The organism is Betaproteobacteria bacterium, assembly GCA_016791345.1.
Lineage (GTDB): Bacteria > Pseudomonadota > Gammaproteobacteria > Burkholderiales > JAEUMW01 > JAEUMW01.
The window spans coordinates 1-8,959 of the sequence record JAEUMW010000369.1; the positions used below are offsets into that span (position 1 = coordinate 1).

At 68.5% G+C, this 8,959-nt stretch carries 9 protein-coding genes; 1 reads left to right on the forward strand and 8 read right to left on the reverse strand.

The annotated features are described in order from the left end of the window. The 4 genes from JNK68_14410 to JNK68_14425 all read right to left on the reverse strand — a co-directional run. A partial coding sequence (locus JNK68_14410; GenBank protein ID MBL8541536.1) for a glycosyl transferase family 2 occupies positions 1-200 on the reverse strand: 200 nt, incomplete at its 3' end. Positions 201-305: 105 nt separating this feature from the next. Next, positions 306-1,763 (reverse strand): alkaline phosphatase family protein, encoded by a 1,458-nt coding sequence (locus JNK68_14415; protein ID MBL8541537.1) that lies wholly within the window; start codon positions 1,761-1,763, stop codon positions 306-308. Positions 1,764-1,799: 36 nt separating this feature from the next. Then, on the reverse strand, positions 1,800-3,041 hold the full coding sequence (locus tag JNK68_14420) for a glycosyltransferase family 4 protein (GenBank protein MBL8541538.1): 1,242 nt from the start codon (positions 3,039-3,041) through the stop codon (positions 1,800-1,802). Next, positions 3,025-3,714, reverse strand: a complete 690-nt coding sequence (locus tag JNK68_14425) for a hypothetical protein (protein ID MBL8541539.1) — start codon at positions 3,712-3,714, stop codon at positions 3,025-3,027. Before JNK68_14425 ends, JNK68_14420 begins: the two co-directional genes overlap by 17 nt. Before the next feature lie 240 nt (positions 3,715-3,954). On the opposite strand from JNK68_14425, the gene JNK68_14430 reads away from it, so the two are divergent. Then, positions 3,955-4,458, forward strand: a complete 504-nt coding sequence (locus JNK68_14430) for a disulfide bond formation protein B (GenBank protein ID MBL8541540.1) — start codon at positions 3,955-3,957, stop codon at positions 4,456-4,458. A gap of 13 nt (positions 4,459-4,471) precedes the next feature. On the opposite strand, the gene JNK68_14435 is transcribed toward JNK68_14430, so the two are convergent. From JNK68_14435 to JNK68_14450, 4 genes are all read right to left on the reverse strand, one after another. Further along, positions 4,472-6,622, reverse strand: coding sequence for an EAL domain-containing protein (locus tag JNK68_14435; protein MBL8541541.1), 2,151 nt, complete (start codon positions 6,620-6,622; stop codon positions 4,472-4,474). Between the two features lie 145 nt (positions 6,623-6,767). Beyond that, a complete protein-coding gene (locus tag JNK68_14440) occupies positions 6,768-7,685 on the reverse strand; it encodes an acyltransferase domain-containing protein (protein MBL8541542.1) in 918 nt (305 codons plus the stop codon). 4 nt (positions 7,686-7,689) lie between these two features. Further along, a complete protein-coding gene (locus JNK68_14445) occupies positions 7,690-8,574 on the reverse strand; it encodes a triphosphoribosyl-dephospho-CoA synthase (GenBank protein ID MBL8541543.1) in 885 nt (294 codons plus the stop codon). Position 8,575: 1 nt separating this feature from the next. Continuing rightward, a partial coding sequence (locus JNK68_14450) for a hypothetical protein (protein MBL8541544.1) occupies positions 8,576-8,959 on the reverse strand: 384 nt, incomplete at its 5' end.

The following is an 8,959-nucleotide window of genomic DNA, read 5'->3' on the forward strand; positions in this document are numbered from 1 at the left end:
TGCCGCAGCAGCGAGCCCAGAGTCTCGGCGACGAGGGGAGCCTCGTCGCGGGCCGGCACGATGGCAACCACCGCCGGCCACTCCTCGGACGCGGCCGGCGCCGCCGCGGGAGCGTCGTCGCGCTCGCGCGCACGCCAGAAGCCGCCGCGGGCGAAGAGCAGGCACGACCAGATGACGCAGGCCGCCAAGGCCGCGAACAAGGCGATGATGGGGCTTCCCCGGTCCGCGCTGTCGAATCAGTGGTTCGGCGGCACGAGATCACCGCCGCGCTGCCACCGCCCGTGACGCGTCCGTCCGGTCATGCGCTACGCAGCCGCGCACGCATTGCGCGCGTCCGTCCGCCGCTCGAACACGTCCAGCACGCTGCCGTCCAGACCGGTCGGCACCGGCAGACCTGCCGCCTGCAGCAGCGTGGGCGCCACATCGACCAGCCGGCAGTCGGGCAGGCGCGCGCCGCGCCTGATGCCGTCGCCATGCAGTACCAGGATGCCGCGCTCGTCGTGCATCGCCGAACGCGCCCGCCCGAGGCGTCTGCCGATGTGCGTGAAAGGAACGCGACGCTGGCCGAAGCAGACGCTGAGCGACTCGATGTCCCCCGTTCGATAACGGGCCACCGCCGCATCCAGATTGAACTTGACGACCACCTCGTCAGCGCCGTGCTCGTGCACCTGAAACAGGGGCAGGCCGGTTTCCGCGACGATGATCCCGCGCACGCGCTCCGCGGTCTGCGGCGGCAGCGCGCGATCGGCCCGCGCGCGCAGGGCCACCCAACGGGCCACCGGGCAGGGGACGACGTCCGCTTCGAGGCCGACGAGTTCCACCAGACGGGCGCCGCGGATGAGATAACGCCAGCCGCCGAGCTCGGCCGAAACCGGTTCCGCCGCCATGCCGTGCTCGGAGGCGACCGCCACCACCGCGTGCGGCGGGAGCTCTGTGAGCAGGCGACCGAGGATGCGGTCGGTGTGCACGTACGCTTCCGCGACGGCGTCACCGAAGCGCGCCACGAGCTGCGGATCGGTCGCGGGGAAGCGCTGCGGCTCGAAATAGCGCCAATAGCGATGGCACACGAAATCGACGAGAAACGTGTGGAAGCTGCGGAAGCCCGGACGATAACGGGTGCAGAGATGGGTGAAGATGTCGGCGGAGAGCTCGATCTTGGCGTGCCGAAGCAGCAGTGCGCGCTGCTCCGCATCCCGCGTCGCCGCCGCCTGCAGCACCGTGCGCGCGAGCAAGCCCATGGTCGGTGCCCGCACGCCGAAGCGCGCGAGGGTGCGCGCTAGACGCAACGGCCGTGCGGGTGAGAAGCGTCGCCCGTGCTCGCGCTCGGTGTCCTGCTGCTCCCGGTCCAGCGCCTTGATGGCGGCAAGTTCCGGCGGCCACGTCTGCGCGTCGCGTGCCCAGTGCGAAGGGACGATGAACCCGTCGGTCTCGCCGGGTGGCCAGTCGAGCGGCCACCCGTAGACGCCGACGCGTTCGCCTTGGCGCTCGAACATCCGCCAGAGACTCGGTTCGCGCAGATCATCGGCCGTGTGGTAGTAGCGCGTGATGCCGTGGCGTTGCGGACTGCAGCCGGTCGCCATCGTCGCCCACGCGACCTGCGGCCGGTAATGCTCGTCGCCGCGGACGCGCACGGAAAGCAGCGTGGCACGGCATCCCTCCGCCTGCAGCCGCTGCAGGTTCGGCAGACGTCCCTGCGCCAGCAGGTCATCGATGATCTCCCATGTCGCGCCGGAGACACCAAAGACGAACACGGGCCGCTGCATCAGGCTCTCCGCTCTGCCGGTCGCGAGTTCATCGGATCAGGACGCATTGCAGCCGACGCCCTCGTAGGCGCGCAGGAGTTCCCGCTCACAGTAGGTCCAGGCGAGCTCGCTCTCGATCTTGTGGCGTCCGATCTCTCCCAGACGCTGTCGCAAGGCCGGGTCGTCCGCGAGCCGCAGGATATGCTGCGCCAACCCGTCGATGTCGCCTTCCAGTGCATAGAGCGCCGCCTCGCCGCAGATGGTCCGCGTCTCGTTCAACTCGAACGCCACGATCGGCTTGCCCAGCGCCATGTACTCGAGCGATTTCACCATGACACACGAATCGGTGAACTCGTTCTTGGGGTCGGGTATCACGCACAGGTCGCAGGCGGCGAGACGCTGCATGGCCTCGCGCGGTGCCAGGCGTCCGGTGAACTCGACGCTGTCGGCGAGGTGCAGGCGCGCTGCCAGGTCGCGCAGGGCCGGGTAGGCACTGCCGTCACCGACGAGCACGAAACGCACGTCGCGGCGCTGCCGGGTCCAGCGGATGCGCGCGGCCGCCTGCAGGAGATTGTCGATCCCGTCCTGCGGATTCATGTCGCCGACGTACCCGACCTCGACCAGGTCGCGCGCGTCGGCTTCCATCGCCTCGGGCAGACGCGAGAGGTCGGGTCCGTTCAGGACCAGCGTGAGGCGCTCGGCGCGCACGCCGCCGCGCGTGATTGCGCACTGGCGGCCGCTTTCGCTCGTCACCAGCACATGATCGGCAGCGCGATAGGTGAGCCGCTCCAGGAGCAATGCCATGCGGTACAGCCAGCGCCGGCGACCGTAGCGGACCTGCGAGAGCTCCGGACACAGATCGTGCTGGTCGAACACGAAGCGGCGGCCGAGCAGTCGATACAGCCCGCCGACGGGGAAGAAAATGTCGGGCGGATTGCAGATGTGAATGGCGTCGAAGCGCGTCTTTACGAACGCCGCGCAGGACAGGAGCAAGACCGCTGCAAAGCTGTAGGCGTACTCGAGCGCATGTCCCACGGCACCGCCCGGCAGTCGCGGCATGGGAAAGAAGGAAACCGAAATGCTCCCGTGCGACGCCTTCAGCGGGTCTCCGGGGTAGCGCGGACAGATCACGGTGACGCGATGGCCGGCGCGCTCCAGCGTGCGCGCGATCTTCTGCACGCGCGTGTCGTAGGTGTAGCTCATGTTCTCGACGACGATCAGCACCCGCAGCGCACGAGATGCGGTGCTGTCGGGCGCCTGAGCGCCTGGCGCACGCGCGGTGCTAGGCCTCGTATCCATATTCGTGCGCCTTGTGGCGGATGTAGGCCGTCAGTTCAGGGTCTAGTGCATGCAGATCCCGCCACGAAGGAATCGCAGGACCTTCGGTGCGCGATGCTCCCGTCAGTCGACGCTTGAGGAATGCGCTCGTGTCGAGCCGCAGCCGTTCACACAGTTCTTCGTACAGATGAAAGGCCCTGCCCCGCCGGCGCGTGTTGACGTCCGGATCCACCTGCGCGAGAACGTCGCGATCCGGGGTGAGGTGCAGCCGCGCGCAGAACTCCTCGAAGACGTCCGCGAGAGCGTCGATTCGATAGCACCACCCGGCGATCTTCTCGGCTTCGAGGTTCCAGTAATACCAGTACTTGGCCGCACGCAGCACGACGGGATCGTCCGCTGGAACCGGCGTGTGCGCGCAGATGAAATCCCACGAGCGAGGCTTGAACGTCGTGGCCGATGCGATGACCTCCCGCGGGTCCCGCACCTGATGGAAGACGTGCTCGAAATCATAATCGCGGGGTGACACGCCCCACACCACCGCGTCGGCATCGACCGCCATGGCCCACGATGCGATGCCGTCCGCACCCATGCGCTCGTGCGGCACGTCGAGGCCGAGACGGCGCAGGAGATGGGTCACGTACTTCGTGCCGCTGCGGCCGCAGCCGGTGATGAGCAGACGCTTGCGGGTGCGCATGTTCCTCTCGCTCCAGGCGGCCAGCGCTTTCGTCGAATGGGTTACTGGACGCAGATGCCGGGCGCCCGGGGGTGGGTCTTGTCTGAATTTGCCGGCATCTCAAGGGATGATACTGGGATCGGGCCCAGGAAGGCCATCGCGTTCGTCCTTCCGATTCCGCCGCTGCGCAGCCAACCCGAGATCTCGCGGCATCCGCCCTGCAGCGCCGGTATAATCGGTTTTCCTGCCTGTCCTTGCCTTATGCCCCGCTTTCCCCTTCCCTCGCGCGCGTTCTTCGCTGCCCTCTTCACAGTCTGTACAGCGCTCGTGGGATTCGGCCTGTACCTGCAGCACAGCCTCGGGCTGGAACCGTGTCCGCTGTGCGTCCTGCAGCGCATTCTTTTCATCGGGATCGGCGCCGTGGCACTGCTCGCCGCGCTGTTCGGGGCCCGGCGACCAGCCGCGCGCATCGGTGCCGGTCTCGCAGTCACGATACTCGCGCTGGCAGGCACCATCGTCGCTGCGCGGCAGTCGTGGCTGCAGCACTTCCCGCCCGCCATTCAGGAATGCGGGGCGGACTTCGACTTCCTGATCGATACCACGCCGCTCGCGCAGCTGTTGCCGGCACTTTTCAGCGGCACCGGCGACTGCTCCAAGCGCGACTGGCTCTTCCTCCACCTCTCGATTGCCGAGTGGGCGCTGTTGTTCTTCATCGCCATCGCGGCTCTCGCGCTGTGGCGGAGCCTGTCGAACGCCAGACCTTGAGTGGCCTGGCGGTTCAGTCCGCCGAGGACATCGGGAGCTTGTGCAGCCGCCGGATCTCCTCCATCGGCAGCGGATGGCAGAAGTAGAAGCCCTGCACCTCGTCACAGCGGTTGGCGCGCAGGAACGCCAGCTGCTGGGCACTTTCCACACCCTCTGCCAGCACCTTCAGATTGAGGCTGTGACCGAGCGTAATGACGGCCTTGACGATCGCGGCGTCATCGGCGTCGTGATCGATGTCGCAGACGAACGACTTGTCGATCTTGAGCCGGTCGATGGGAAAACGCTTGAGATAGTTGAGGCTGGAATAGCCGGTGCCGAAGTCGTCGATCGCGAGCTGGATGCCGAGATCCTTCAACGCCTGCAACTCGTCGATGAACTTGGACGCGTCGTGCATGGCGAGGCTCTCGGTCACCTCGAGCTCAAGATATGCGGCGTCGAGACCGGTCTCGCCGAGGATGCGCGCCACGGTCTCGGCAAGACCGGTCTGCCTGAACTGTACCGGTGACATGTTGACCGACACCACCAGCGGCGGAAATCCGTCCGCCTGCAGCGCCTTCAACTGACTGCACGCCGTGCGCAGCACCCATTCGCCGATCGGAACGATGAATCCGGTTTCCTCGGCAATGGGGACGAAGCGGTTCGGCCCGATGATGCCTTCACCGGGAAAGTCCCAGCGGATGAGCGCCTCCAGCCCGATCATGCGGCCGCTGTCGAGTGCGAGCTTGGGTTGATAGTGCAGACGGAACTCGTTGCGGTCGAGGGCGCGACGCAGATTGCCCTGCGTCTGCAGGCAGGCGGTGAACCTGGAACCCATATCGGGTGTGTAGAACTGGAAATTGTTGCGTCCCGCCTCCTTCGCCCGGAACATCGCGGCATCCGCGTTCTTGAGCAGCGTGTCGCCATCGGTGCCGTCGCGCGGATAAATGCTCACCCCGATGCTGCACGTCGTGCTGTACTCCGTGTCACGGTAGGACCACGGCCCGGACACCGCGGCCAGGATGCGGCGCATCTGCTCCGCCAGTTGTCCATGACCGGGCAGCCCCGAAATGACCAGCGCGAACTCGTCGCCGCCGTGCCGCGCCACGGTGTCGTAGTCGCGCACGACTGCGCACAGGCGCTCCGCCACGCTCTTCAATAGCGCATCGCCGGCGTTGTGTCCGAGGCTGTCGTTGATGAGCTTGAACAGGTCGAGGTCCATCATCGCCACCGCCACCGCCAGCTGATAGCGCTCCGCCTGACGCAGTGCCTGATCCAGACGGTCGCGCAGGAGCGAGCGGTTGGGCAGGCCGGTGAGCAGGTCGTGGTTCGACTGGTGCAACAGCTGCTGCTCGAAGAGCCTGCTGTCGGTGATGTCCTTCACCGTGCCCTCGACGAACAGCACTTCTCCCTGCGCATCACACACCGTGTGGGCGCTCTCGGACACCCAGAGCATGCTGCCGTCCTTGCGGTACATGCGCGACTCGAAATTGTTCACGGTGCCGCGCCCGCGTACGGCGTGGATGAATTCCTCGCGCCGCCCCGGCTCGACGTACAGCCGGTCGAGCGACACGACCGCCGCCAGAAGCTCCTGCGGCGAGTCGTAACCGAGAGTGCGCGCGAGCGCCGGGTTGACGCGCACGTACCGGCCATCCGGAGAGATCTGAAAGATGCCGTCGACGGCGTGCTCGAAGATGCTCCGATAGCGCTCCTCGGCAACACGCAGGGCCTCCTGCGCCAGCCGCCGCTCGGTGACGTCCTCGACGAACCCCTCGATCCAGGCGAGCTTGCCGCGCGCGTCGAAGACACCGGTGCCGCGGTCGGCCACCCACTTGACCACCCCGGCGCGCGTCATCACGCGGTACTCGAGAAAGAAGCGGCGGCGCGCACGCAGTGCCGCCATCACTTCCGTGCGCACGCGCGAGCGCTCCTCGACCAGCATCGGTGCGTCGCCGGTCAGTCGTGGTTTCCCGATCAGCTCTTCGGGCCGGCAACCGAACAGATTGAGCGCCCCCGCACTGGCGAACTCCGTGGTCCAGTGCTCATCCGTGCGACAGCGGTACACGACGCCGTCGAGGTGCGCCAGGAGATTGCCCAGCATCCGCAGATCGAGTTCCGCCAACGGGGCCGCCGGGCGGCGCACCCCGCCGAGCTGCCCGGCAGTGTCCTCGTTGCTTTCGAAACCCATGGCTCCTCGCTCGATGCGCGTGCCCTCCATCCAAGTACGCTGGCATAGCCCGGGCGGGCGAGGTTAAGAGATTGCACCGCTTCGCGCAAATGCGCAATCTGGGGCAGCACGGACCCACGAGCGCGGACGGCGCGGACTGACTGCCCTACGGCAGGTGGTGCCGCAGCCACGACACCGCGCCGCCGACGCTCACGAAATCCGCAGCGGAACGTGCCGGCACGCCTCGATGCCGATCGCATAGCATGCGGACGAGCGCGTTGCCCGGCCCGAGCTCGAAGAAGACGCTGGCGCCCAACTCCACGGCGACATCGGTCACGCGCGCCCATTCGATGGTCGCGGCGACCTGTCGGCTTAGCGTATCGATCGCGCAGCCCGAATCACGCACGATGCTCGCGTCGATGCCGGCAATCACCGGCACCGGCGTGCGCTGCCAGGGGAGCCCCTGCAGCACCGCGCGAAACGGATCGACCGCCGGCTGCAGCAGCGGGCTGTGGGCGGGCACGGTGATCGGGAGGTTCACTACGTGGGCGCCGCTATGCCGCCCGAGTTCGTCGGCGAGCGCGGCGAGGTTTGGCCGAACACCGGCGACGATGACGTGATCGTCACCGTTGCGGATGGCGATGTGCAGTGCGTGCGCAGCCGCGCGGGCTTCGATCTCGGCGCGCCGCACGCCGCGCACTGCCAGCATTCCGCTGCCGCGGGCGGCGCAGGCATCCATCGCCCGCGCCCGGGCTGCAGCAGCGGCGACGACGTCTTCGGCCGGCAGCGCGCCGGCGACACCATAGGCGGCAAGCTCGCCCACGCTGTAGCCGGCGACGAGGTCGGGCTCGACATCTAACTCGCGCAGCGCCGCCGCGACGCTCAGCGCGAACAGACATACGAGCGGCTGCGCGTGACGGTTCTCGAAGCACTGCCGGGGATCGGCGGCGACCGCCAGCGCATCCCCGTCCATGCCGCGGGCGAGACGCGCGACGTGCGGCGCAACCAGGGCGTCGCCGAGCAGCCGTGCGAACATGTCCGGGGACTGACTTCCCTGTCCCGGACAGAGCAGGCAGAGCCCCATCGTCTCAGACCCGCAAGCCGGCGCCGGCGTCCACGGCGCATTCGTTCTCGTGCACGGCGGGGAATGCCTCGCCCAACCGGTGGAGCAGCCAGCCCGCTGCCAGCAGGTCGGCCGCGCCCCCGGGGCTCAACCAGCGCCCGACGAACTCGTCCGCCAGGCCGCGAAGACGGGCTTCCCAGTCCGCGTTGAAGACGCTGCCTGCAGCGACGAAACCCTCGCTCGACGCCTGCACCCAGGCGAGGCCCGATGGACCGCCGCGATGAACCAGATTGGTGTCCGGCAGGACCGCCATCGTCGACAGGAGGGCGTGCACGCCGGCACGGCGTGCGTCTGCGCCGCGCTCGAAGGCCTGTCGCAGCGCCGGCAGGGTGACGGCGAACAGCACGGGGAAGCCGGCCGCGGCGTGCTCTCGCGCGCCGGGAATGCCGTGCAACCGAAGGGCGAGCACGCCGTTGCTCGTGTAGCGCGAGTCCGGCCCTTGCGAGAGCCCGCTGGCCCAGCGCCGGCGCACGACGCGACCGAGCGCAGCGCCATCGACAGCGCCCGCTTCGGCGTACTCGGCGGCGGCCGCCGCCACCAGCAGACCGAGCGTGAAGATCGCCCCCTTGTGGGTGTTGACGCCGGTCGCTGCGAACATCTCGCCTTCAGCCGTGAGGCCGCGCGCCTGCAGCGCGGCGAAGGGTGCGCCCCGCGCACCGAGACGGGCGCAGTCGACGAAGTACGGCCGCAGCGCAGCGATGCTCGCACGGAAGGTGCGGTGGTCCATGTCGGCGTGACTGCCGCGATCGACGGGCGTCACGAGACCGGGCTTCGGCGCCAGCGCCAGTTCGAATTCCAGCGCTTCGCACGCCAGGGCGCCGAACCGCGCTGAGGCGTGTGCGCTTTTCAAGTCAGGCCGCCTGGGCGAGTGCCGCGAACCCGCGCGCGAACGCCGCCGTACTCATGAGGCCGACGTGCCCTTGGCCTTTCACGAGAATCTGCGGGGGCTGCGTCGCGAGTTCGCGCCAGGCCACCGCCGCCCCCGCGGGGCTGACGATCTCGCCGTCCAGGCGCGGTCCCGCGCAGGCGTCGAGCGCCGTCAGCGCCGCGGCAACCCTGCCGGCTCGTGCCCAGGTGCTCGGCGCGAGAAGCAGATCGAGATCGGACGCCGGCCCGATGCACGGCTCGCCGGTCACGATCTCGATGGCGGCCGAGCCGTACAGCCGCGGGCCGGCGGCTGCGACCTCGGCGCAGGAGATGAGCGCCGCGGCCTTCTCCTGCCAGTGCGCGGGCAG